The 24,813-nt window shown below is 63.9% G+C and carries 24 protein-coding genes; 9 read left to right on the forward strand and 15 right to left on the reverse strand.

What is annotated here, in order from left to right:
- Positions 1-122: 122 nt before the first annotated feature.
- The 5 genes from ACYU8T_RS16725 (at position 123) to ACYU8T_RS16745 (ending at position 6,448) form a co-directional block, all read left to right on the forward strand.
- Positions 123-1,844 carry a methylmalonyl-CoA mutase family protein gene (locus ACYU8T_RS16725; protein WP_461160371.1) on the forward strand — a complete coding sequence of 574 codons (1,722 nt, stop codon included), beginning with the start codon at positions 123-125 and terminating at the stop codon, positions 1,842-1,844.
- A 5-nt stretch (positions 1,845-1,849) separates the two neighbouring features.
- Positions 1,850-2,275, forward strand: coding sequence for a cobalamin B12-binding domain-containing protein (locus ACYU8T_RS16730; RefSeq protein ID WP_461160372.1), 426 nt, complete (start codon positions 1,850-1,852; stop codon positions 2,273-2,275).
- Positions 2,275-3,237, forward strand: coding sequence for a methylmalonyl Co-A mutase-associated GTPase MeaB (gene meaB, locus ACYU8T_RS16735; protein ID WP_461160373.1), 963 nt, complete (start codon positions 2,275-2,277; stop codon positions 3,235-3,237). Before ACYU8T_RS16730 ends, meaB begins: the two co-directional genes overlap by 1 nt.
- On the forward strand, positions 3,234-3,839 hold the full coding sequence (locus ACYU8T_RS16740) for an EthD domain-containing protein (protein WP_461160374.1): 606 nt from the start codon (positions 3,234-3,236) through the stop codon (positions 3,837-3,839). Before meaB ends, ACYU8T_RS16740 begins: the two co-directional genes overlap by 4 nt.
- A gap of 224 nt (positions 3,840-4,063) precedes the next feature.
- Positions 4,064-6,448, forward strand: a complete 2,385-nt coding sequence (locus ACYU8T_RS16745; protein WP_461160375.1) for a TonB-dependent receptor — start codon at positions 4,064-4,066, stop codon at positions 6,446-6,448.
- A gap of 165 nt (positions 6,449-6,613) precedes the next feature.
- On the opposite strand, the gene ACYU8T_RS16750 is transcribed toward ACYU8T_RS16745, so the two are convergent.
- Genes ACYU8T_RS16750 through ACYU8T_RS16765 form a run of 4 tightly spaced genes read right to left on the reverse strand, consistent with a single transcriptional unit; the run spans position 6,614 to position 11,590 of the window.
- Positions 6,614-7,405 (reverse strand): SDR family NAD(P)-dependent oxidoreductase, encoded by a 792-nt coding sequence (locus ACYU8T_RS16750; protein ID WP_461160376.1) that lies wholly within the window; start codon positions 7,403-7,405, stop codon positions 6,614-6,616.
- Between the two features lie 32 nt (positions 7,406-7,437).
- Positions 7,438-8,859 (reverse strand): efflux transporter outer membrane subunit, encoded by a 1,422-nt coding sequence (locus tag ACYU8T_RS16755; RefSeq protein ID WP_461160377.1) that lies wholly within the window; start codon positions 8,857-8,859, stop codon positions 7,438-7,440.
- Positions 8,860-8,867: 8 nt separating this feature from the next.
- Entirely contained in the window at positions 8,868-10,415 is a 1,548-nt protein-coding gene (locus tag ACYU8T_RS16760; RefSeq protein ID WP_247230110.1) for an MDR family MFS transporter, read from the reverse strand.
- Positions 10,412-11,590 (reverse strand): HlyD family secretion protein, encoded by a 1,179-nt coding sequence (locus tag ACYU8T_RS16765; RefSeq protein ID WP_461160378.1) that lies wholly within the window; start codon positions 11,588-11,590, stop codon positions 10,412-10,414. The genes ACYU8T_RS16760 and ACYU8T_RS16765 overlap by 4 nt, the downstream gene beginning before the upstream one ends.
- Before the next feature lie 400 nt (positions 11,591-11,990).
- Here ACYU8T_RS16765 and ACYU8T_RS16770 point away from each other — a divergent pair, with 400 nt between their 5' ends.
- Both ACYU8T_RS16770 and ACYU8T_RS16775 read left to right on the forward strand, forming a co-directional pair.
- Positions 11,991-12,506 carry a nuclear transport factor 2 family protein gene (locus tag ACYU8T_RS16770; RefSeq protein WP_461160379.1) on the forward strand — a complete coding sequence of 172 codons (516 nt, stop codon included), beginning with the start codon at positions 11,991-11,993 and terminating at the stop codon, positions 12,504-12,506.
- Positions 12,503-13,576 (forward strand): alcohol dehydrogenase catalytic domain-containing protein, encoded by a 1,074-nt coding sequence (locus tag ACYU8T_RS16775; RefSeq protein WP_461160380.1) that lies wholly within the window; start codon positions 12,503-12,505, stop codon positions 13,574-13,576. The genes ACYU8T_RS16770 and ACYU8T_RS16775 overlap by 4 nt, the downstream gene beginning before the upstream one ends.
- A 145-nt stretch (positions 13,577-13,721) precedes the next feature.
- Here the strand turns inward: ACYU8T_RS16775 and ACYU8T_RS16780 are convergent, their stop codons facing one another.
- The gene (locus ACYU8T_RS16780; RefSeq protein WP_461160381.1) at positions 13,722-14,123 is read right to left on the reverse strand and encodes a VOC family protein; all 402 of its coding nucleotides are present in this window, start codon (positions 14,121-14,123) and stop codon (positions 13,722-13,724) included.
- Between the two features lie 87 nt (positions 14,124-14,210).
- Between ACYU8T_RS16780 and ACYU8T_RS16785 the strand changes: the two genes are divergently transcribed.
- Positions 14,211-15,314, forward strand: a complete 1,104-nt coding sequence (locus ACYU8T_RS16785) for a DUF1214 domain-containing protein (RefSeq protein WP_461160382.1) — start codon at positions 14,211-14,213, stop codon at positions 15,312-15,314.
- Positions 15,293-15,775, forward strand: coding sequence for a nuclear transport factor 2 family protein (locus ACYU8T_RS16790; protein ID WP_097092944.1), 483 nt, complete (start codon positions 15,293-15,295; stop codon positions 15,773-15,775). Before ACYU8T_RS16785 ends, ACYU8T_RS16790 begins: the two co-directional genes overlap by 22 nt.
- Before the next feature lie 225 nt (positions 15,776-16,000).
- Here ACYU8T_RS16790 and ACYU8T_RS16795 read toward each other — a convergent pair whose 3' ends face one another.
- From ACYU8T_RS16795 to ACYU8T_RS16840, 10 genes are all read right to left on the reverse strand, one after another.
- Positions 16,001-16,948, reverse strand: coding sequence for an alpha/beta hydrolase (locus ACYU8T_RS16795; RefSeq protein WP_247233913.1), 948 nt, complete (start codon positions 16,946-16,948; stop codon positions 16,001-16,003).
- A gap of 69 nt (positions 16,949-17,017) precedes the next feature.
- A complete protein-coding gene (locus tag ACYU8T_RS16800; protein WP_461160383.1) occupies positions 17,018-18,190 on the reverse strand; it encodes an acyl-CoA dehydrogenase family protein in 1,173 nt (390 codons plus the stop codon).
- A gap of 3 nt (positions 18,191-18,193) precedes the next feature.
- Positions 18,194-19,396: an acetyl-CoA C-acyltransferase gene (locus tag ACYU8T_RS16805; RefSeq protein ID WP_461160094.1), complete on the reverse strand. Its 1,203-nt coding sequence runs from the start codon at positions 19,394-19,396 to the stop codon at positions 18,194-18,196.
- Between the two features lie 15 nt (positions 19,397-19,411).
- Positions 19,412-19,852: a nuclear transport factor 2 family protein gene (locus ACYU8T_RS16810; RefSeq protein ID WP_461160093.1), complete on the reverse strand. Its 441-nt coding sequence runs from the start codon at positions 19,850-19,852 to the stop codon at positions 19,412-19,414.
- A gap of 3 nt (positions 19,853-19,855) precedes the next feature.
- Positions 19,856-20,317 carry a MaoC family dehydratase gene (locus ACYU8T_RS16815; RefSeq protein ID WP_461160092.1) on the reverse strand — a complete coding sequence of 154 codons (462 nt, stop codon included), beginning with the start codon at positions 20,315-20,317 and terminating at the stop codon, positions 19,856-19,858.
- Between the two features lie 5 nt (positions 20,318-20,322).
- Positions 20,323-21,114, reverse strand: a complete 792-nt coding sequence (locus ACYU8T_RS16820; RefSeq protein ID WP_461160091.1) for an SDR family oxidoreductase — start codon at positions 21,112-21,114, stop codon at positions 20,323-20,325.
- Positions 21,111-22,160, reverse strand: a complete 1,050-nt coding sequence (locus tag ACYU8T_RS16825; protein ID WP_461160090.1) for an NADP-dependent oxidoreductase — start codon at positions 22,158-22,160, stop codon at positions 21,111-21,113. Before ACYU8T_RS16825 ends, ACYU8T_RS16820 begins: the two co-directional genes overlap by 4 nt.
- Positions 22,157-23,242: an acyl-CoA dehydrogenase family protein gene (locus tag ACYU8T_RS16830; protein WP_461160089.1), complete on the reverse strand. Its 1,086-nt coding sequence runs from the start codon at positions 23,240-23,242 to the stop codon at positions 22,157-22,159. Before ACYU8T_RS16830 ends, ACYU8T_RS16825 begins: the two co-directional genes overlap by 4 nt.
- On the reverse strand, positions 23,242-24,147 hold the full coding sequence (locus tag ACYU8T_RS16835) for an SDR family oxidoreductase (protein ID WP_461160088.1): 906 nt from the start codon (positions 24,145-24,147) through the stop codon (positions 23,242-23,244). The genes ACYU8T_RS16830 and ACYU8T_RS16835 overlap by 1 nt, the downstream gene beginning before the upstream one ends.
- Positions 24,148-24,153: 6 nt before the next feature.
- Positions 24,154-24,807: a gamma carbonic anhydrase family protein gene (locus ACYU8T_RS16840; protein ID WP_097093821.1), complete on the reverse strand. Its 654-nt coding sequence runs from the start codon at positions 24,805-24,807 to the stop codon at positions 24,154-24,156.
- Between the last annotated feature and the right edge of the window lie 6 nt (positions 24,808-24,813).

The following is a 24,813-nucleotide window of genomic DNA, read 5'->3' on the forward strand; positions in this document are numbered from 1 at the left end:
CGCCGCTTATCACATCGCGCGATATATTACGAGATCATGTGACAATCATGCGCACTCACTCCGGCGAAGCTTGAGCGCGCCCTCGGCCGCCGCATAGCATTACGGCCAAGGAGAGTGCCCCCATGAATCGCCCGACCGGACCCATCACGCCTGCCACAGACCCGATCGCTCAGGAAGAAGCGCGCTGGCAGCAGGAAACGCGCGGCCCCGCCATGGGCGACCGCCCCGAGCGCCGCGACCCTTTTGTGACGCAGGCGCTCAAATGGCCGATCAAACCGCTCTACACGCCCGCAGATCTCGACGCGGTCGGCTTCGATTACAGCGCAGATCTCGGTTTCCCCGGCGAATACCCCTACACTCGTTCGACCCGCCCCAACGGCCACCGCACCGATTTCTGGACGATGACCCAGGTCACCGGCTTCGGCAAGGGCGAGGATTGGGCGAAGCGCGCCCGCTACATGCTGGACCAGGGCCTCTCCGGCCTGATCCTCGAATATGACCTTGCGACCACCAATGGCTATGACAGCGACGATCCCATCGTGGAGGGCGAAGTCGGCCGGGCAGGGATGGCGCTCGATAGCCTGGAAGATCTGGAAAAGGCCTTCGACCTTCCCTTCGACAAGCTCAAATATCTGATGAGCGTCTGCAACGCGCCGCAGCCTGTCAACCTCGCCATGATCATCGCCGCGCTGGAAAAGAAGGGCGTGGACCCCAAGGAGTTCGTCCTCCACATCGTGAACGGCATCCTGATCGAATATACCTGCGTCGGCCGCTACATATATCCGCCCGAACATGGATTGCGCATCGCGACGGATTGCATCGAATATATCATCCGCAACCATCCCAATTGGGCGCCGATCTCGATCATCTCCGCCCAGCTTCAGCCTGCCAAGGCGAACCCGGTGCAGGAGATCGCCTATTCGCTCGCCATCGCCTGCGCCTATATCGACGCGGTGCTGGAACGCGGGCTCGATATCGACACCGTCGCGCCCTACATCAATCACTTCGTCGTCAATGTGGACATGGATTTCTTCGAGGGCGTCTGCAAGCTGCGCGCCTTCCGCAAATGCTGGGCGCGGCTGATGAAGGAGCGTTACGGCGCATCCAAGCCCGAAGCGCTCAAGATTCGCATGATGACGTCGCCCACCACCATCGCGCTCACCCTTCAGCAGCCGCTGAACAACATCGCCCGCCTCGGCATCATGGCGACCGCCTGCGCGCTCGGCGGGGCAGGGGAGGCAATGACGACGCCGCTCTATGACGAAGCCCACGCCCTGCCGGCCGAAAACGCCATCCGCGTCGGCGCTGCGATCCAGCATATCGTCGCCCATGAAACCGGCGTCGCCGAGACGATCGATCCACTGGCGGGCTCCTATTATGTCGAAACCCTGACCAAGCAGATGGAAGACGCCGCCTTCGCGGAGATGGACAAGATCTTCGCCATGGGCGGCGCGCTGAAAGCCATAGAGACGGGCTATATCCAGCGCGCGCTCGGCCGCGAACAATATGAGCGCAACAAGGATATTGAGGAGGGCCGCCGCAAATGGGTCGGCGTAAACCACCTCACCCGCGAGGATGAGGCGCGCGAGATCGAAATCTTCCGCCTCGACGAAGCGATGGAGGAGGAGCAGATCCGCAAGGTTCGCGATCTGCGCGCCCGCCGCGACCAGCCCGCGGTCGATGCCGCGCTGGAAAAGGTACGCGAAGCCGCCCGCACCGGCGCGAACATGGTCCCGCCCTGCCTGGAGGCGGTGAAGCTCTACGCCACGCATGGCGAAATCTGCAACGCGATGCGCGACGTCTTCGGCGTGCACAGCGCCGACAGCCAGTTGATGGGAATCTGACCAGCATGACCACATTCAAGCGCCCCTTGCGCGTCCTGCTCGCCAAGCTCGGCATGGACACGCACACCGTCGGCGTCACCGTCATCGGCCACGCCCTGCGCGAAGCGGGGATGGAGGTGATCTTCACCGGCCTTAAGCAAACCCCCGAAATGGTCTGCGCCGCCGCGGTACAGGAGGATGTGGACGTCGTCGGCATCTCCACCCTGTCCGCCGGTCACACCCGCAGCCTGCCCAAGCTCGCCCGCCTGCTCCGCGAAGCGGGCGCGGGTGACAAGCTGCTCGTCGCGGGCGGCGTTATCCCCGAAGAGGACAAGCCGATCCTCGAACAGGCGGGCGTCGATCGCATCTTCACCATGGGTTCGGACACGCGCGACATCGTCGCCTATCTCGAAAACTGGTGGGCGCAGCGGCTGGCGGAGGATGCCGCCTGATGATGCAGCGCGCGGCGGATGTCGCGAACCGCCTCCTTGCTGGGGAAGTAGCTGCCGGAGCGCGCGCCATCCGCTGGCTGGATGATCGCGACCCGCGCGGGCCGGAGCTGCTTGCTGCCGTCTATCCGCAAACAGGCCGAGCGCAGGTGGTGGGCGTCACCGGGCCGCCCGGCGCTGGCAAGTCCACCCTCACCGATACGCTCGTCACTGAATGGCGCAAGCGTGGCCAGCGCGTCGCCGTTATCGCCGTCGATCCCTCCAGCCCCTTTACCGGGGGCGCGATTCTGGGCGACCGCGTCCGCATGAGCCGCCACGCGCTTGATCGGGGCGTCTTCATCCGCTCGCTCGGCACGCGCGGGCAGGCGGGCGGCCTGTCCCGCTCCACGCATGACGCCTGCCTCGTCTTCGACGCTATGGGCTATGACATCATCCTCGTGGAAACCGTGGGCGTGGGCCAGGATGAGATCGACGTCGTTAACCTCGCTCACACGACCGTCATCGTCGCCGTGCCGGGCCTTGGTGACGAGATTCAGGCGGTGAAGGCGGGCCTCATGGAGGCTGGCGACATCTTCGTCGTCAATAAAGCCGACCGGGACGGCTATGACGCGACCCACCGGCAGATGGAATTGATGCTGCACCTGCGCGCGCAAACCGTCACGGACCAGCGCTGGGACGTGCCCCTGCTGCGCGCCGTCGCCGCGAAAGGGGAGGGCGCTGACGCCATCGTCGACGCCATCGCCGCTCACCGCGCCTGGTTGGACGACCATGGCGACTTCATAAGCCGCAGCCGCCTGCGCGCCCGCGAACAAGTTCTTTCGCTGGTGCGCGACGCTCTTGCCGACCGCGCCGTCAGCATAAGCGGCGACGCCATCATGCACCGCGTCGAAACGCGGCAGCTTGATCCCTACGCGGCGGCAGAGCAGATTGTCGCCACCCTATCTGGAAAGAGTGCAGCAGCATGACCAAATCCATCTGCGCCCTGGCGCACAAACCCGGCAGCACCCGTGAAGATTTCCAGCTTTATTATGAGGATCATCATGTTCCTCTGGCGATCGGCTACTTCCCCTTTTCGGCCTACGCGCGCAACCATGTCATCGGGACGCAGGCCTTCGGCTGGGACACCATCAGCGAATTCTGGTCCGACGATATAGAAGCCGCCGCGGCGCTGATGGCGGGGCCAGTGGGCGAAATCATGACCGCCGACGAAGAACGTTTCATGGACCGATCCGTGATCGCCCCCGCTGGCGTGGAGGAAGTAATCCTGTCCTCCGGACCGCGCGCTGCGACTGACGGCCTGCGCACAGCCGTGCTGGTTCAGGACAGTGCCGAACATGTCGACTTGCGCTCCGCAGTCACTGATTGGGCGCGCAGCCTCGCCAAGGACATAGCAGGCGTATCCATCGACTTCACAACCAATTGGACCGAAAGGGCTTTCCCTGCGAAGGCAGTGCTGTGGCTGCCCGGATCGCAGGACCCCAGCATTCCGCAGGGTCTTCTCGTCCAGAAGCTGCTCGTCCGCCACGCGGAAACCCCAGCATCACGCCTGCTGGGCGCGCCTTCCTGAGCATCCACTCACTGTTGGGATTATGCAACAGCGTAGACATAAACGTTATATGTTACGCAGATTGCAACTAGCGGGTTGATGTAAGCGATAATTGCGACTAACGGAACCGCATCGGACATGTTTCTTCATGTTCGGGCTCAACAGGCGCTTTTTCCGGTGTAAAGCGCGCCGACAACGATAAATGCCGCACTGTTGACGAAGAACAACTGTGTTTGGGAGGATATATGAAATCCATATTGCTTGCGGGCGTCACCGCAATTCTCGTTCCTTTTTCCGTATCCGCAAACGCGCAGGAACAGTCTTCCGCCGCGCAAGAGCCTTCGACGAGCCTGGGCGACATTGTCGTGACCGCGCGCCGTTCCGCTGAAACGCTGCAGGACGTTCCCGTAGCTGTGACCGCGCTCAGCGGCGACTTCATCGAACGGCAGAATATCTCCGATCCGACGGACGTGCCGAACTTCGCGCCGAACATCACGATCGAACAGCAGCCGTCCAGCCTTTCGGCCGCGACCATCTACATTCGCGGCATCGGCAACAACGAGCCTTCCGCCGTGTCGGAACAGGGCGTTGGCGTCTATCTCGACGGCGTCTACCTCGCTCGCGCGGCTGGTGCCGTGTTCGACCTTATCGACCTTGAGCGCATCGAAGTTCTGCGCGGTCCGCAGGGCACGCTGTTCGGCCGCAACACCATCGGCGGCGCGCTGCAGCTGATCACCAAGAAGCCCGCCAATGACATGGCCGTCACGGCCAAGGCTGGCTACGGCCGCTTCAACGAATGGTACGCGCGCGCGCGCCTCGACACCGGCTATATCCTCGGTGACGTGCTGAAGGCGTCTATCGCCTACCAGCATCGTGAAGGTGACGGCTACGTGGACAATATCCTGACGCCCGCCCGGCAGGACCCCGGCTCGCTCAACGCGGACTCGCTCGCCATCGGCCTGCAGGCGGACCTCGGCGATGTCACGGTCAACTACAGCTTCGACTATGACAACCGGAAGGGCACGCCTGCCTTCTTCCAGATCGTCGCGGCGACGCCACAGGCGCAGGATTATTATTCGCAGTCGCCCAGCTTCGGCGGCGCGCCGTTCCTCGTCAGCCCGGATCGTCAGGGCACGGTCCAGCAGGCGGGCTTCACCGACCGCAATGGCGATTTCCGTTACGGCAGCAAGACCCGCGTTCATGGTCATGCACTGACCATCAACTATGACGCCATTCCGGAACTGACACTGAAGTCGATCACCGGATACCGCAAGTTCTTCCAGGACACGATCCTGAACCTGTCGGGTAACGGCGTACTGCGTGGCCCGGTCGTAGACTTCACCTCGCCTACGCTGGTTTCCATCCAGGATGTCGTTCCCTACACCGGGAACAATGCACCGCAGAAGCAGTGGCAGTTCAGCCAGGAATTCCAGGCGCTCGGTAAAGTCGGCGACTTCAACTACCTGCTCGGCATGTATTATTTCTACGAAAAATCGTCGGAATATAACCAGCAGGCATTGACGATTTTGGCGCCGCCTGCTGCCCTTGATTTCTACGGCTTCCCCGTCGGCACGGGTGCCGCAGTAGCGGCGGCCAACCCGGGCCTCGCAACGGTCGGCATCAATGCGACGCCCGTTCAGGCCTTCGGCGGCACGTCGCAATCCATGGCGCTCTTCGGTCAGGTGAGCTGGAAGCCTGCCTCGCTTGACGAGAAGCTCGAAGTGACCCTCGGTGGCCGCCATACCGCTGACGACAAGACCATCTATCTCGCGGGCGATGTTTTCCCCGTGCAGCGTGGCCGCCGCAGCTTCGACAATTTCTCCTGGCTGGCGTCGGTGTCCTATGAGGTCATGGATGACGTGATGCTCTATGGCCGCGTATCCACCGGCTATCGTTCAGGCGGCATCAACCCGCGCGGCGGCACCATCAACGGCTTCGATCCGGAAAAGGCCACCTCTTACGAGGCTGGCATCAAGTCGCAGTGGTTCGACAACCGCCTGCGCCTGAACCTGGCTGGTTACATGACGGACTATGATGATCTTCAGGTCCAGCAGTTCGCCGCGGGCAGCGGCGGCGCCACCTCGTTGATCGTCAACGCGGGTAAGGTGCGCCTGTCGGGCTTCGAAGCGGAATTGACCGCAGCGCCGTTCCAGGGTTTCCAGATCGACGGTTCGGTCGGTTATGTGAAGCATAACTACAAGACCTTCCTCTTCCGCGACCCGGGCACCAACACGGTTCTTGACGTCGCTGACGAGGCACGGCCGCTCTACACGCCAAAGTGGAACGTCCATGTCGGCGCTGAATATTCGCACCCGATCGGCGGCGGCGACACGCTCGTCCGTCTGCGTGGCGACTATTCTTACCGTTCGAAGATCTACTTCAACGCGCTCGACAACACCGCGCCGTTCAACGAACAGATCGTCTCGCCCAGCCAGACCAACGTCAAGGCACGCCTGTCTGTGGAAGGCATCGACCTTGGCAGCGGCAAGCTCGACGTAGGCGTCTGGGGCGACAATCTGCTGAACCAGCAGCGTCTGGTCTACGGCATCGACTTCGGTGCCCTGGGTTTTGCCGGTGCGACGTTCAACAAGCCGATCTCCTACGGCATCGACGCCAAGATCGCCTTCTGATCACCCCCAACATTCCCCTCCCGCAGGCGGGAGGGGTTAGGGGTGGGCGCGAGCGAAGCGAGCTTCGACGCAAGCCTTTGAAGAACAAGTCCGAGGTGGCGCTAACCCACCCCCTGACCCCCTCCCGCCTGCGGGAGGGGGAATGGCATCTACCGTAGCCGACGTCTAATTCACCGTCGATCCCCCATCCACCGCAATGCACTGTCCGCTGATCCACTCGCCATCGTGGCTCACAAGCAACGCCACCATCGCCGCGATGTCCTCCACTTCGCCTAGACGCGGAGACCGGCCCCTTGCCAGCACCTCCTGCTGGAAATCGGTCGGCATCGTCTGGCGAAGCTCTGGCGTGATGATCAGGCCCGGCATGATCGCATTGGCCCGGATGCCTTGCTGGCCCCAGCCGCTTGCTACATGACGCACCAGCGCGTTGATCCCTGCCTTTGCCATAGCATAGCAGGGACGCACCGGCTCCGCCGCGATGGCCGCTGCTGACGAGGTGTAGATCATCGCGCCGCCCCCGCGCTCAAGAAGCTTTGGCACGGCATGGCGCGTGATGCGCAGCATGCCCTTCAAATTGACATCCAGCGTGCGCTCCATCACCTCTTCAGTCACGGTGAGCGCGTCGCTGTCCGACATCAGCACGCGCAGGTCAGCGAAATTGGCATGGACCGCGTCGATGCCGCCAAAGCTGCTCGCCGCGCCGTCGATCAACGCCGCGACCGACGCGTCATCCGTGGCATCGAATGCATAGCCGACAGCCCGACTGCCCATCGCGTTGATCTCCTCGACGAGGCTGTCGATCTTTGCCTTTTCACCCGCCGGCGCGGCCACGGCGACGGTCGCGCCCTCCGCCGCCAGCCGCAAGGCCGTGCCCCGGCCAATGCCGGTGGAGGCGCCCGCCACCACGACGGCCTTGCCTTCCAGGCGACGGCAACCCCGCGCATAATTCGCGTTCATCCATACTCTCCTATTTCATTTCTTATTCGCAACTATTTAGAAGGTTCAGCGGCAGCCACCCCCTGCCAGCCAAGCCCCAAAGCCTTTTCAACACTGATAAAGCTGCTGGTCAACGCCGCCGCCGCCTGGACCCGCGCCTGCGAAGCGTTCAAAAGCGAACGGCGGCTTTCCAGATAATTGATGCGTGAAATCGTCCCCGCCTCGCTCCGCTGCCGCGCAAGTTCAGCCGCCGCCTTCCCCTGTTGCTCCGCCCGCGCTAGATCCGCCAGGCTCTCGCGCTGCCGCTGGAACCGCGCCAGCGATCCCTCCGCATCCTGCAACGCTCCCAGCACGGCCGCCCGGTAATCCGCCGCCGCCTCGTCCCGCTGCGCCTCCGCCGCATTGATCCGCGCCCGCGCTTTGCCAAAGTCGAGGAAAGACCAGCTGATCCGCGGCACCGCCGCCACCGTGAACTTGTCCAGGTCGACCAAATCTTCCGGCGATGACCCGCCGAGGCCGATCAGCCCGAGGAAACTGATGTGCGGAAAGCGCGCCGCGTCCGCCACGCCGATCCGCGCCGTCTGGGCCGCCAGCTTGCGTTCCGCCGCCCTGATGTCGGGGCGACGCTGCAACAGCGCAGCCGGATCACCCACCGCGACTTGCGCAGGCGGCAAAGGCAGGGGCATCGGCGCATCCAGCAGGCTGTCGAGTGAACCCGGAGCGCCGCCGGTCAGCACCGCCAGCTTGTCTTTCAGCGCATCGATTTCCGCCCGCATCGGCGCCAATCTCGCCCGCGCTCCGTCCCTGTCGGATTCCCGTTGCACCAAGTCGCCGCGCGCGATCGTCCCGCGCTCGAACCGCTGCCGGGTGAGGGCGATTTCCTCATCCTGCAAGGCCAGAGCCTCCGTGCCCAGCGCAAGCCGCTGCTGCCGATCCCGCAGATCGACATAGCTTTGCGCCACTTCCGCCGACAGGCTGACGCGAGCGTCTTCCAGGCTTGCCTCGCTCGCCGCAACATCAGCCCGGCTAGCCTCGACCGCGCGGCGGGAGCCGCCGAAGAGATCCAGCTCCCAGCTCGCGTCGAAACCCAGATTGTAAAGGTCTAATGTGGTGGCGCCCCCGTCCTCGGACTGCCCCGGCAAACGCGCCTTTGCATAAATGGCTGATCCGTTGATCGTCGGCAATTCATCCGCCCGCCTTTGCCGGAGCGTGGCGCGCGCCTGCCGGATACGGGCGGCAGCAGCGTCCAGACGCGGATTGCCGCTCAGCGCGCGGTCGATCAACTGGTTGAGAACCGGATCGCCCAGGCTCGTCCACCATGGGCTGGCACCGTCAACGGCTGTGCTGTCCGCACTGCCTCTGACGAAGTTTGGCGGCGGGGGAGGGGCTGCCTCTTGTGGCCCCCGATAGTCGGGGCCAGCGGTACAGGCCGTGGCCAGCAGGAGGATGAAGGCAATGGCGGATCGGTTACGCATCGGCGATCTCAATGGGCGGCCACGGGTGCGGCATGCTGTGGCAATGGGCGAAGGAAGAAGACGAGCGGCGCGGTGCAGAGGATGGCGATGATCAGCATCCAGAACAGGTCGATATAGGTCATGGTCAGCGCCTGCGTATAAATGCCTTGCTCGATCATGCGGTAGGCTGCCTCATGCCCGCCAAGCGCCTGCGCCTGCATGTCCACATAATTTTGCAGGCCAAGCCCGTTGGCGGCGAGGTTTTCCTCCATCCGGCGGCTGTGGAGCCACAAGCGCTGATCCTGCATGACCGCGATACCCGCCAGCGCGAAGGAACCGCCCAGGTTGCGCGCTGCGTTGTACAGGCCTGACGCGTCGGCGGCCAGCGACGTGGGCACCGACCGGATGGCAGCCTGATTCAGGAACATCATGACGCAAATGGTGCCGACCCCGCGCATCAGCTGGGAATCGACGAAGTCGGCGCCAGTCGACGCCGATGTCAGCGACGTTTCGATATAGGTGCTGAGGATCAGCAGGGCCAGTCCAACCAGCACCGACAGATGGATCGGCACGGTCCGGATCGCCCATGGCATGAACGGCATCATCAGCACCATCGGTATCCCGGAAAGCAGGACGATCTGCCCCGATTGCAGCGCGTTATAATGCGCGATCGCCGTCAGGAACTGCGGGATGACATAGGATGTGCCGTAGATCACCATGCCGATCATCATCGCCATGATGAACACCGCGCCGAACTGCCGGTCGAGCAGCAGCCGCAGCCGGATCACTGGCCGCTCCGAACGCATCTGCCCCGCCAGCAGCATGGCAAAGCCCGCGACCGCCGTGATGGTGAGCCAGATGATCGTCGAGGATTCGAACCACTGTTCCCGCTCGCCTTCCTCCAGCACGACGGTAAGGCCGCCGAGCCCCAGGATCAGGCCGAACACGCCCAGCCAGTCCGCCTCGCCGATCAGGTCCAGCCGCGCCCGCTCATGCGGCAGCGCGACGAACAGCAAAAGCAGCAGCGCAACGCCGACCGGAAGATTGAGGAAGAAGGCATAGTGCCAGCTCCAATTCTCGGTCAGCCAGCCGCCCAGCACCGGCCCCATGATAGGCCCCAGGATGGCGGTCGCGCCAAAGAGCGAGTTGCCGACAGGTTGCTGGTGGCGGGGCAGCCGCGTCGCGATGATGGTCATCGCTGTCGGGATCAGCGCGCCGCCCGTGATGCCCTGGCCGATCCGCCCGCCGATCATCACCGGCAATGTCTGCGCCATGCCGCAGATCATCGAAAAGAGGACAAAGCCGATCGTCGCGATGATGAGGAAATTGCGCAGCCCCAGCAATCTTTGCAGCCAGCCTGCCAGGGGGATGATGACGATTTCGGCAACGATGAAAGACGTAGCGATCCACGTGCCCTCCGTACCGCTTGCGCCGATTTCGCCCTGGATGATCGGCAAGGCCGAATTGACGATGGAGATGTCGAGCATCGCCATCATCGCGCCCAGCGTGCCTGCCGCAACCGCGAGCCAGTCCGCCGCGCTCGCGCGCTGCGCTGTCTCAGGCTGGGCTGCGTTCACTTGGCGGCTTCCCGCCGGACCTGCTGGTTGTTCTTCAGCCGCTCCAGCTCTTCGCGAGCCGAGCGCGTGTCCACAGATACGCCGACGGACATGCCGGGCAGCAACAGCTTCTTGATCGACGGATCAGCATCGATCGCGATCCGCACCGGCACCCGCTGAACGATCTTGGTGAAGTTGCCGGTCGCGTTCTGCGGCGGCAGCAGCGAGAATTGCGCGCCGGTGCCGGGCGCAAGGCTTGCGACATGGCCATGCAGCGTCATGCCCGGCAGAGCGTCGACCTCGATCTCCGCTGGCTGCCCCTGCCGCATCAGGCCGAGCTGCGTTTCCTTGAAATTCGCTTCCAGATACAGCTGTTTGACCGGCACGACTGACATGAGGCGCAGGCCCGGCTGTACGAACTGCCCTACCCGCGCGGAAAGGTCGCCCACCCGCCCGGCGATGCTCGCGCGGATCACCATGTCGCGGACATTGCGCTGCGCCGCCTCAAGCTGGGCGCGCGCGCTTTGGCCCTGCGCCTTCGCCTGGGCGATCTGCGCTTGCAGGCTGGCGATGCGCCGTTCCGCGCCCTCCGTGGTCGCGCGCTGTGCCGCGACATCCTGCGCCGCCTGCGCTGCCTGTGTGCGAAGCGTCGCCAGCTTTTCCCGCGGTTCCGCTCCACTCGCGGCGAGCGGGGTGTAGCGCGCCACCTCGGCTGCGGCAAAGCGCGCCTTGGTCTGCGCCGCCGCCAGCATGGCGCGGGCTTGCGCGATGGCGGCTTCCTGTTCTCCGATCAGCGCTTGCGCATTCTCGGCATTGGCCGCTGCCAGATTGATCTGCGCCTGTCCCTGTGCCGCCTGAGCCGGATAATCCGGCGCTTCGATCCGCAGCAGCGGTTGACCAGGTTTCACATCCTGATTCTCATGCACCAGCACTTCGCTGATATAGCCGGACACGCGGGCGGACACGGTCACGCTGTCGGCCTGCAGATAGGCGTCTTCGGTGCTCTGCTGATATTTGCCATATGTCTGGTGGCGTATGAACCAGATCGCCCCGATGATCAGCACGATCACGGCGGCCGTGCCCAGGATCAGGCCCAGCTTGCGCCGCTTCGGGCTGCTCGCGCTGTCATGAACGTCTTCGTCGGGAAGGGTTCCTGCCTCGGCCCTGTCGGTCAACGGCCCCTTAGCTTCGGTCATATCATTCCTACCGTCTCGGCTTTACGGCGACGGCTTAGGGTTTGCCGCAGGCGGAAGGCAAGTATTTTTCCGATCCCGGATCGGAAATGTTGTCAGGTCAGCAGGAGGATAACGCTCAACCCTATAAGCGCCGATGTACCACTAGCCAGGCACAGCAATCGAAAGGGACATAACAAGAATATGGTGCTGTCAGGTTCCATCCTCTTCCCCATATATTAACGTCGGGGTTACCAGAATTATAAACGATCTCCGCGATAACTCCAAATCCCTTTGCGCAGATCCGTCTGCTACGAAAAACAGCGGTTGGGCTCTTTTTCCGCTTCCCCTATGCGCAGGATAGCCGCTATTCGACATCGTGGAACGATAACAATCCGGCCTCGCGACCGGAATGGAGAGAAATATGTCGCAGTCATTGCTCGACCGGATTGCGCTGCACGATCTGGTGATGCGCTACTGTCGCGGATGTGATCGCCGCGACTTCGCTCTCGTGCGAACCCTCTATCATGATGATGCGATCGACGACCATGGAGCGATGTTTCAAGGCGGGCCCGATGCGTTCGTCGCCTGGCTGCCTGAAGTGACCGCGCATTGGAGCCTGACCCGCCACAGCATCACCAATAGCCTGTTCGTGATCGATGGCGATCATGCCGAAGGCGAACATTATGTAGAGGCCTGGCATCGTACCCATGGTCCTGACGCCAAGCTCTTCATCGCCCTCGGCCGCTATCTCGACCGCTATGAAAGGCGGGATGGCGAATGGAAATTCACGTATCGCAGCCTCGTCTTCGATCATGGTTCGATCGTGCCGGTTGATGAAGGAGCATTTGAACGGATGAGCAAGGATGCACCCAATGGCCGCGCGGATCGGGATGATCCGTCCTTCCGCTATCCCCTGCTGGCGGGGTTGAGCGCATGAGGGCCGCGCTTTGGGACGGACAGTCGCTCTTCGTCAGTGACACCGTGACACTTCGCCCCGTCGGGCCGGGCGAGGTCCGTGTCCGCGTTCTGCGGTCCGGCATCTGCCACAGCGACATAGCGATGCTGACGCCGCACCTGCCCAACCTCCCGGTCGTGCTGGGGCATGAGGCCGCAGGTGAGATCGCGGAACTCGGCCCAGGCGTAGAGGGCTGGTCGGTGGGCGACCATGTCTGCGTGGGGACGCAAACACCGTGCGGAGAATGCCGGGAGTGCCAGCGCGGGGAGCCGCATAATTGCGACATCAATTGGGGCATGGCGCCCGGCTTTCCCTTCACCCTTGATGGAAAGCCGGTCGCCTCTTTCGCCAATGTCTCCTCCTTCGCCAGCGAAATCGTGGTGAAGGCGTCGCAACTGTTCGCCATTGACGATCTGCCTCTGGATCAAGGTGCGCTGATCGGGTGCGCCGTCTCGACGGGCGTCTGCGCCTCGCGCGTTCTCGGCCGAGTGCGCGCCAGGGACACCGTCGCCGTTTTTGGCGTAGGCGGCATCGGCGTCAACGCCATCCAGGGCGCGGCGCGGAATGGCGCGAATGTGATCGCCGTCGATGCCAATCCTGCAAAGGAAGCGACGGCGCGGCAATTTGGCGCCACCGCCTTTGTGCTGGCAGACCCCGCACAGGACAGCGATGCCGCGGCGGCTGCCTTGGCTCGCGACCATGGCCCCATCGATGTGGTGGTGGAATGCAGCGGCGCGTTGGGCGCCATCAACACCGCCTTGCGCTGCACGAAGCGCGGCGGCCGCGTCGTGCTGATCGGCATGTCCCGTCCCGGCGCAGAAGCGGCGCTCCCGCTCGGCAGCTTCGTCATGGGTGGTGAGGTGATTGCGACCATGAACGGCGGCGCGCTGCCGCAGCGCGATTATCCCGAACTCATCGCGCAAGCGCGGGACGGCCGGTTGAACATCGCCGACCAGATCAGCGGCATCTGGCCGCTCGACCAAATCAATGAGGCGATCGCCGCGCTGAAGGCGGGCGAAGTCACCCGCGCCGTCATCGACCACGAACTGTGATGAAGAGCATGATCTTTCACGCAAGCGTCCGCTACTCTACGTCACCCCGGGCCTGACCCGGGGTCCCGCTGCCTGGGCAGCGTCAGATTACGGGGCGAGACCCGGATCACATCCGGGCCTGGGCTCACTCCAACTCGACCATGCTCTACGCATTCATGGTCTGCAACAACTCGACCCGGTGGCCCTGCGGATCGATGATATAGGCAGCACGCAAGCCATGTTCGGGTATGTCGGTGGCAGCGACCTCGATCGATCCACCGGCAGCAGTCGCCTTTTCCAGCGTCGCATCCAGATCATCTACGACGAAGCCCGTCGTCGCCTCTCCTGTGGCAGGGGGCGTCCGGTTGGGATAGCTGACCAGGATGAAGTTGGGCGCGGGCGGCTGAGCGCCAGCGGTCTTGAGGATGACTTCGTTCATCAACTCTTCGCCTTCGCCAAGGTTGAGATAACCCACCACCTCAAGGCCAAAGAGTTCTGTGTAGAAACGTTCGGCAGCGGCAAGATCCCCGACGATGATCTTGGTGAAACTGAAGGCTAGTGCGGTCATCCTCAACCCCTTTCGCGTTACGCATTTATGTGAGACAATCTCTGTCTTAGCGCCTGAAAATGGCGTAAGCCAGATCAACTGATACGCATGTTGGAGAGAATGATGGCCGAAGAGGCAGCAGGTGACATTCGGTTGTCGGCAGTTTGGCGGAATTTCTGCGATCAACTGGCGCAGGCTGGGGAAGTTCTGGATCGTTCCACTGCGCCGGGAACGGCGATCGATCAGGCGGAAGGACTGCGTTACCTTTCCCGATTGACCCGCACTGCGCTCAACATGCTGGTCGATTCCAGCGATCCGGATTTCCCCCGCATCTTCCTGTTGACCGACGACGCGATCAAGATCGGCGCCGACAATCCGGACAATCTCTATCAGCAGATCGTCGTTCGGGGTGATCGCGAATATCGCATCACCGGCAAGCGGAACAGCGTTCCCTATTTTTCGATCGGGTCGAAGGCGAATCGCTACGCTATCGACGGCACCATGGCCTCGACCGGCGAGATCGAGCTTGCCGACATGCAGTTCGGGCCGGACGGCAGCTTCGAAATCATCGTCAGCAAGACGCAAAAGCCGGGCAACTGGCTTCCGATGGCGGATGACACGACCTTGCTCATCATTCGCCAGACCTTCAATGACAAGCGGACGGAAGTCGCAGCGGATGTGCGCATCGAACGGATCAGCGAAGGGCCCGCCGTTCCCGCGATCCTGGCGCCGGAAACGATCGAAGCGCAGTTGAACGGTGCTGCCGCCTGGGTGCGCGGCACGGCCAACACCTTCGCCGACTGGTCGCAATGGTTCATGGAACAGCCCAACCGCTTTTATGAGGGCAAGGAACAGTCGGTCTATCAGCGTGCCGGTGGCGATCCGAAAATCTGGTATGGGCACATCTATTATGATCTCGCCCCTGACGAGGCGCTGGTCATCACCGCAAAGCCGCCCCAATGCCGCTTCTGGAACTTCCAGATCGACAATTGGTGGATGGAATCCATGGACCATGTGAACCGCAAGGTGTGGGTCAATGGCGCGCAGGCCAAATATGAAGAAGATGGCAGCGTCATCCTGGTCTGCGCCGACAAGGATCCGGGCTATGGCAACTGGATCGACCTGTCCGGCCATCGCAAGGGCACCGGCCTCTGGCGCTGGATAGAGGCTGACGAGCATCCGGTGCCGCAATGCAAGGTGGTAAAGCTCTGAGCGCGCCTGCCGATCTCACTGCGCGTATCGCCGTCCTTGAAGATCGGGAAGCGATACGCGGCTTGATCGCCAGCTATGGCCCATTGGCCGACGCTGGCGACTGCGCGGGCGCTGCTGCCCTTTGGACGGAGGATGGCGTCTATGAAGTCGGCGGGTTCGGCAGTTACACGGGCCGCGCCGCGATCCAGGCCTTGCTGGAAGGGGAAAGCCACCAGAGCTTGATCCATGGCGGCGCAGCCCATGTCCTTAGCCCGCCGGTCATCGATCTTGACGGTGACAAGGCGACCGCCCGGACCTATTCGGTCGTCTTCCGCAAGTCCGGCGATAGCTGGGAGGCCCATCGCGCCTCCGCCAATAGCTGGCATCTCATACGCATGGGCAAGGAATGGAAGGTGGCGCGTCGCGTAAATCGCTTGCTTGACGGATCAGCCGACGCCCGCGCGCTGATCGGCGGCCAGTAGCGGCCGGGGCCAAGAGCCGCCGCGGACTGCTCAGACTGTGATCGTCTTACGGACGCATCCGCCCCTTTCCGTCACCCCGGACTTGATCCGGGGTCCCGCTACATCGTCAGCGTCAGATAAGAAACGGGCGCCGGATCAAGTCCGGCATGGCGATCACTCGAATATGATCATCCTTGGCCGAAGGGCGGCTCCAGCTTCGCGGCGCCGCCCTTCGCCTCATATGGTTCACGCAGTCTGGCGCGCGGCGGCGAACTGCTTCCTGGCAAAAGCGCATGCGTCGGCCATCGCTTCCTGCGCGCCCGGCAGGAAACCCAGCCATGAAACGAAACCGTGCACCATGCCCGGATAGCGCTTCACTTCGACTTCCACCCCGGCCTTTTCCAGCACCGGGCCATAGGCTTCCACCGCGTCTCGAATGGGATCGCACTCGGCGGCGGCGATAAAGGCGGGCGCGAGGCCCTTGTGGCTCTCGGCCTTCATCGGACTGGCGCGAAAATCATCATAATCGCTTTCGTCCTTGATGTGCAGTTCCCAGAAATAATGGGCATCTTCCAGGCGAAGCACGGGGCCGTTCGCGAATTCGAGGGCTGAACCTTCTTCCGGGATCGGATGGATGCCGGGGCCATACCAGTTGATCTGCGCGGCGATGCGCGGCGCGCCGGCGTCGCGTGCCAGGAGGGCGCAGGCGCTTGCCAGCACGCCGCCCGCGCTGTCTCCCGCAACGGCGATCAGGGCAGGGTCGCCGCCCAGTTCGGCCGCATTCGCCGCCGCCCACTGGGTCGCGGCCCAGCAATCCTCGAACGCCGCCGGAAACTTGTGCTCGGGCGCCAGGCGATAGTCCACGGACACCACGATCGTCTCCGCGCCCGCCGCCAGTCCGCGCGCGATCATGTCCTGCGTGTCGAGATCGCCGACGACGAACCCGCCGCCATGGAAATAGGCAGTGACCGGGAAAGGCCCTTTGCCCTCTGGCGTATAGATGCGCACCGGTATTTCACCGTTCGGTCCCGGGATCGTGCGATCGGAAACCGACGCCAACGACACCTGCGGCGGCGGCAACTGGATCGAACTCGACCGCACCGATTCCCGCAATACGGGTACTGGAATGTTCCGTATCGGGGGCCATTCCGGCTGATTGGCGAACATGGCCTCAAGCTGCGGATCGAGCGGCATCTCTATTCTCCTCGTTTCAATTCTGCAGTTTCTTCATTAATTCACACAATCGCGTCGCCGGATTTATCGTCACCCTCTTGGTTCTCTTGGCATAGCTAGTCCGCGTTCGGCGATGATGTTGCGCTGGATTTGGTCTGTGCCTGCGTAGATGGTGTCGGATCGTGCCATGAGGTACATGGTTGTGAGGCTGTCGAACCGTTCTTCGTTGATGCCTGTTTCGCCATGTTGTCCCATGACCTCCATGGCGAGTTCGCCCAGGGATTTGTGCCATTGGGACCAGTAGAGTTTGTAGGTATAGGCGGCGCCGGTGAGGTCGGGGTTGTTTTCGCCGCCTGAGAGCATGCGCAGGGCGTTGTAGCGCATGATCTTGAGGCCTGCATGGGCCTTGGCGATCTTCTGGCGGGTGAGCGGGTCTTGTGCCGAGCCATTGGCCTTGGCGATGGCGATGATGTCGTCGAGTTCGTTCCTGAACTGCATCTGCTGGGCGAGGGTGGATACGCCGCGTTCAAAGCCCAGGAGCGCCATGGCGACCTTCCAGCCTTCGCCTTCCTCTCCGATGCGGTCGATCGCGAGCGCCTCTGCGCCGTCGAAGAACACTTCGGCAAATTCGGCTTCGCCGGTCATCTGGCGGATCGGGCGGGCATCGACCCCGGGCTGGTCCATGGGGACCATGAGGAACGAGAGGCCCTTGTTGCCGACGCTGCCCGGTTCCGTGCGGGCGACCACGAAGCACCAGTCGGCGATCGTGCCCATCGAGGTCCAGATCTTCTGGCCGTCGATGATGTACTTGTCACCCTCGAGCCGGGCTCTCGTCTTCACATTGGCAAGGTCGGAGCCGGCGCCGGGTTCGGAATAGCCCTGGCACCAGATCGCCTTGCCGGTGGCGATGTCGGGGAGGAACCGGGCCTTCTGCTCCTCGCTGCCCATGGCGATCAGCGTCGGCCCGAGCAGCTCGACCCCTAGGTGCCCGGCGCGGGGCGGACCCTTGGCCCGGGCATATTCCTCGGCGAAGATGATCTGCTGCGCGATCGAGGCACCCCGCCCGCCCCATTGCTCGGGCCAGCCAATGACGCTCCAGCGCGCCTCGCCCAGCGCTGCTTCCCAGGCGCGGCGCTCCTCGACATTGTCGACCTGGTTGGTCTGGCCGCGAATGGCCTTGAACGGGCCGGAGAGCTGCTCATTGAGCCAGCTGGCGGCCTCCTCGCGGAAGGCCTTGAGTTCAGGGGCGAAGGCAAGCTGCATGGATCAGGCGACCTCGAACAGACCGGCCGCGCCCATGCCGCCAGCGACGCACATGGAGACGACCACATATTTGACGCCGCGGCGCTTGCCTTCGATGAGGGCATGGCCAACGAGGCGCGAGCCGGTCATGGCGAAGGGATGGCCGATGGCGATGCCCCCGCCATTGACGTTGAGCTTTTCCGGATCGATGCCCAGCGTGCGCTGGCAGTAGATCGCCTGGTTGGCAAAGGCTTCGTTGAGTTCCCACAGGCCAATGTCGTCGATCTTGAGGCCGGTGCGCTCAAGCAGCTTGGGGATGGCGAACACAGGACCGATGCCCATCTCGTCCGCACCGCAGCCTGCGACCTGAAAACCGCGGTAGATGCCGAGGATAGGGAGGTTTTCCTTCTGCGCGGTGGCAAGGTCCATGACGACCTGCGCCGAGGCGCCGTCGGAGAGCTGGCTGGCATTGCCGGCCGTCACATGCTTGCCTTCCTTGATGACCGTGCCGTTCTTGAACACGGGCTTCAGTTCAGAAAGCTTTTCATAGGTGGTGCCAGCGCGGATGCCCTCGTCTTTTGTGAGGGTCAGTTCTTCCTTGCCGGTCTCATTGCCTTCCTTGTCGAACAGGGCCTTGGTGACCGTGATCGGCACGATCTCGTCATCGAACTTGCCCGCTTCCTGGGCGGCGGCGGCGCGCTGCTGCGACTGGGCGGCAAAGCGGTCCTGGTCTTCGCGGCTGATGCCATAACGTTCCGCGACGATCTCGGCGGTCTCGATCATCACCATATAGGCGTTGGGATCGCGCGCCTTGATGAACTCGGAGCGGTTGCGGAAGGCGGGATAATGTTTGTCGATGGTGAGCGAGACATTCTCGACCCCGCCCGAGACGGCGCAGTCGATCTCGTTGGCGATGATGCCGCGCGCGGCAAAGGCAAGCGCGTTGAGGCCGGACGAGCATTTGCGGTCCATCGAGAAGCCGCTGGTGGTGTCGGGGAGGACCGATCCGTGGACGGTGAGGCGCCCGACATTGTAGCTCTGGGTGTTCCACTGGTTGGCGACGCCGAGATAGACATCGTCGACGCGGGCGGGATCGATGCCTGCGCGGGCGATGGCGGCGTCGACCACATGAGAGGACATGAACGGCGCTTCGGTGTCGTTGAACGCGCCGCGATAGGCTTTGCCGACGCCCGTGCGGGCGGTCGAGATGATGGCTGCTTCACGCATCGAATGGTCCTTTACTTAAAAGCCGTGCATGTTGGTGGGGCCCCAGAAGGCGCGCATTTCGACGACCTCGTTCGCCTCGTTGAAGCGGAAGGTGTCGATGACGTCGATGCGCTTGTGGCCGCCGTCATAATTGAGGTTCACCGAGAAGGGGAAAACGGCATAGTCGCCCGCGACCCGGACCGGGCCTTCGAGCTTCAGCTTCGCGCCGGTCTTCATCGATTCAGCGTAAAAGGCGCGGATCGCTTCGCGGCCCTTGTGGATGGGCGAGCCGATCGGGTCTTCAACGGTCGCATCCGCTGCATAGAGGGCCGCGACCTGGTCGGCGCTGCCTGCTTCGAACGCTGCGACATAGGCGTTGACGGCGGCTTCCATTTTGATGGGATCGGGCATGGTCTTGGCTCCAACGGGACTGGTGGCGAGCAGGCTCAATGTGAGGGCGAAGAGGGCGCGGGCCAAGCGCTATTCCGGAAAATAGCGGTTGATGGTGTCGACCACGCAGGCGGGCTTGTCTTTTCCTTCGATCTCGACGGTGACGCGGATCACCGCCTGAATGGCGCCGCCCTTCACTTCTTGCGCCGAGACGATCTCGCCTGTGCCGCGAATGCGCGAGCCGACCAGGACGGGGGTGAGGAAGCGGGTCTTGTCCATGCCGACATTGACCCCTGCGGAAAAGCGCCGGACCTCGACGATCTGCGGCATGAACAGGTTGACGAGGGAGAGGGTCAAATAACCATGCGCGATGGTCGCGCCGAACGGGCCGTCTTTCGCGCGGACCGGATCGACATGGATCCACTGATGGTCGCCGGTGCAGTCGGCAAAGGCGTCGATGCGCGACTGTTCGATGGTGAGCCAGTCGGAGGTGTCGAGGCGGGTGCCCTCCTTGCCGAGGAGATCGCGCGGATTTTCAAAGATGGTTGCCATCTGCCTTACGCCCGCTGGCTCGAGACCGCGACGATTTCGCCGGTCATGTAGGAGGAGAGATCAGAGGCGAGGAACATCATGACATTGGCGATTTCCCAGACCTCGGCGGGACGCTTGAAGGCTTCCTTCTCGACCAGCTTGTCCAAGGCTTCCTGCGTCGTCACCTTGGCGAGGAAGGGGTGCATGGCAAGGGAGGGCGAGACCGCGTTGATGCGCACGCCATGTTCGGCCGCCTCGATCGCGGCGCAGCGGGTGAAGGCCATGACCCCTGCCTTGGCGGCGGCATAATGGGCCTGGCCCTTTTGCGCGCGCCAGCCAAGGACCGAGGCATTGTTGACCATGACACCCGACTTGGCGGCGTACATGGAGGGGAGGAATGCGCGGGTCATGCGGAAGAGCGAGGTCAGCGTCACGTCGAACACGCGGGCCCACTGCTCGTCGGTCATGTCGACGATATCGGCCTCGCCGCCAAGGCCTGCATTGTTGATGAGGACATCGACCTTGCCGAGCGCGGCCAGGGAGGCGTCGCGCAGGGCCTGCACGGCCTCTTCGCTGGTGACGTCGCACACGAACACAGCGGGCCGTTCGCAGCCGACTTCCTCGGCGATACGATCGGCGGCCTCATTGAGGCGGCGTTCATGGAAGTCGCTGATGAGGAGCTTTGCGCCCTCTTCGGCGGCGCGCTTGGCGGCGGCAAAGCCGATGCCGGTGCCCGCTGCCGCGGTCACGACCACGGTCTTGCCCTTGAGCATCCCCAAAGGCGTCGGATAGGGCGGCACGGGCGAGGTCGGGGTCATGCGGGGTCCTTCATGGTTGCTGCGGTCTTTGCCGTCAGATGATCGTCTGTGACAAGTATGATCTTGCCGCGCACATGGCCCTCGCGCACGCGCGCCATGGCAGCGGCGGCCTCGTTTGAAGAGAGGGTTTCAAGCGGCGGGGGCGTCATGCGCCCTTGCGCGGTGGCGGCGACGAGCGCGGCGAGATGCTCGGGCGCGCTTTCGTAACTGGCCGAGGCGCGGAGGGCGGCTATGCCCTTGGCGGCGAAGCGCTCCGCATCGGGCAATGTTTCATCAGGGAGCATGGTTTCGATCGCGACATAGCGGCCGCCCGGACGGATGAGCGCGGCAGGATCGGCGATGCTGCCCTGGCCGACGGTGTCGAGGAGGAGGTCGACCCCTTCGGGCGCCCATTGAGCGACCTTGTGCGCCACATTTTCATGGCGGTAATCGATCGGGCAGTGGACACCGAGGCTGGCGAGCAGGTCCTGGTTGGCGGGGCCTGCGGTCGCGGCGATCTGGGCGCCAAGCTCCCGCGCGATCTGGATCGCCCAGAGGCCGGTGCCGCCCGATCCGCCATTGACGAGCACGCGCTCGCCGGGCGCCAGCTTGCCCTGGACAAGCAGGGCTTCGCGCGCGGAGATGCCGGGCACCGGGATGGTGGCCGCTTGAGTAAAGGAGAGATTGCCGGGCAGGGGCACGGCCTGTGCGGCCAGGCAGATGGCATAGTCGCCCCAGGTCCCGCCGCGCCCCAGCGGCAGGCTGGAGAGGAAGGCGACGCGCTCGCCCGCTTGCAGCGCGCTCACCCCTTCGCCGAGCGCCACGACCGTGCCGGTGCCGTCAAAGCCGGGCACCAGCGGCAGGAAGCTGTCGGGCAGGAAGGGGAGGAAGCCCGCGCAGGCTTTCCAGTCGGCGGGGTTGACCCCCACCGCCGCGATCCGGATCAGCGCTTCGCCCGGGCCGGGCACGGGGACGGGCAGGTCGCGGGCGCGGATCGCCTGCGGCCCTGTAAAGCCGTCCATCGCCATGGCCTGCATGGTGGAGGGGAGGGCGGGCGCGCCCGTCATGCGGCGATCTTGTCTCCATCGATCAGCAGGGCAGCGAGCGCTTCGCGATGCTGTTCGGGGGTGCCGAGCCAGCTCGCGCAAGCTCTAGCGCGCTTGAAATAGAGATGGGCGTGATGTTCCCAGGTAAAGCCGATGCCGCCATGGAGCTGGATGGCATCGCCCGTGACCGAGCAATAGGCGTCCGACACATAGGCGCGTGCGGCATGGGCGGCTTCGGCCAGCTCTTCGCCGTTCTCGTCGATCGCGGCGGCGGCATAATAAGCGGCCGAGCGTGAGGCTTCGACCAGCAGCATCATGTCGGCGAGCATATGCTTGTAGGCCTGGAAGGAGCCGATGAGGCGGCCGAACTGGACGCGTTGCTTGGCATAGTCGACCGTGGCGTCGAGGCTGTATTGCATGCCGCCGGTCTGTTCAGCCGCGAGCAGGCCAGCGCCGATGGTCAGCGTGCGGTCGATCGCCGCCTTGGCGCTGCCAGGCGCGCCCAGGATCATGTCCGGGGTGACGTCGCAGTCGAAGGTCAGGGTCGCAAAGCGGCGGGTGCGGTCGAGCGCGGGCAGCGCCTCGATGGCAAGGCCCGGCGTGTTCGCTTCGAGCACGACCAGGCTGTCGTCGGCGGTGGCGACGATGATGAGCTCTGCGACATGGCCGAAGGTCACGAACTTGGCCTGGCCGGTCAAGCGGCCGTTCGACAGGGTGGGACGGCTTGCGGTGCCAGCGAAACAGGCGCGCGTGCCCGAGGCGAGACGGGGGAGCAGCGCCGCCTTCTGTTCCTCGCTGCCTGCGGCGAGCACGGCCTGTACCGCGAGCACGGCGGTTTCGAAGAAGGGAACAGGCGCAAGGACGCGGCCGGTTTCTTCCAGGACCAGCGCCATTTCGACCGCGCCCAGGCCAAGCCCGCCTTGGCCTTCCGGAATCATGAGCCCGGCAAAGCCCATTTCGCCAAGGCTCGACCACAGGCTTTCATCAAAGCCTGTGGTGCCTTCGACGGCGGCGCGGATGACGTCCGGGTTGGCGGCGTCGGTCAGGAAGTCGCGCGCGGCTTCCTGGATCGCGCGCTGATCGTCGCTGAGCGCGAAATCCATCAGGCGGCTCCGTAGACGGGCTTGGCGGGCTCGCGCGTTTCGATGAGCTTGCGCACGATCGCGTCCATCTCGCTGGCTTCGAGGCGCGCGCCCTTGTCGAAGGCCGGGCTGTCGGTCCAGCCTTGCGAGAGGAAGACCTGCCCGCCCTTCAGCTCGAACACCTGGCCGGTGACGCCCTTCGACTGTTCCGAGACGAGATAGGCGACGAGCGGGGCCATGTTTTCCGGCGCAAACAGGTCGAACTCGCCTTCTTTCGCCTCCATGTCGAACGCGCCGGTATTGGTCATGCGGGTGCGGGCGTTGGGCGCGAGCGCGTTGGCGGTGATGCCGAGGCGGCCAAGCTCTGCGGCCTGCACCAGGGTGAGCGTCGCGATGCCGCCCTTGGCGGTCGAATAGGCCGACTGGCCGACCGAGCCCTGCAGGCCTGCGCCCGAGGTCGTGTTGATGATGCGCGCATCGACCGGATTGCCCGCCTTGCTCTGCGCGCGCCAATATTCAGCGGCGTGGCGCGAAGTGCAGAAATGGCCGCGCAGATGGACGCGGATCACCGCGTCCCATTCTTCAGGGGAGCAGGTGAAGAACATGCGGTCGCGCACGAAGCCGGCATTGTTGACCACGGCATGCAAGCCGCCGAAGCTGTCGAGCGCCTGTTCGACCATGCGCTTGCCGGATTCCCATTCAGCGACGTCGTCGGTGTTGGCGACGGCCTCACCCCCCATCGCCTTGATCTCGTCCACCACCTGTTCGGCCGCGCCCTTGGTCGCGCCTTCTTCGCCATGGGTGCCAACGCCAAGATCATTGACCACAAGCCTGCAGCCTTGCGCCGCGAGGCCCAGCGCATAGGCCTTGCCCAGACCATTGCCGGCCCCGGTCACGATCGCAACACGTCCTTCGCAGATACCCACGTCTTCTTACTCCTTGGCTATTTCTGTTTGCGCGGCGCGTTCCTCGCGCAGCTGTGCGGTTGCGCCCGAGAGGCGCACGGCGACCGCTTCCGACTGGCTGCGCTGGCTAAGCCGCTCGGGGCTGGCCTGCCGCAGCGGCTGCGCTTCGACGAGGTCGGTCAAGGCTGCGCGGGCGAGTTTTTGATACTCCCCCTCGCCATTGTTGCGCCAGGTGACCTGGTGCGGCTCGAACGTCTTGACCACCTTGGCGGGGTTGCCCGCGACCAGGCTGCGTGGCGGCGTGACCGTATCGGACTTCACAAGGGCGAGCGCCGCGACGAGATTTTCATCCCCGATGACGGCATTGTCGAGGATGACCGCGTTCATGCCGATGAGCGCATTTTCGCCGATCTCGCAGCCATGGATGATCGACCCGTGCGCGATGGTCGCTCCGCGCTTGATCACCGTGTCGCGCAGCTGGTTGGCATGCACCGTCACGCTGTCCTGGATCGAGCTGTCGCCCTCGACGATGATCCTTCCGAAATCGCCGCGCAGGGAAGCGCCGGGCGCGATGAAGCAGCCCGGCCCGACGATTACGTCGCCGATCAGCGAGGCGAGCGGATGGATGTAGCTCGATGGATCGACGACAGGCGTGATCCCCTGATAGGCGTAGGCGGGCATGGGCGC

This window comes from Sphingobium sp. TomMM35A, assembly GCF_054771735.1.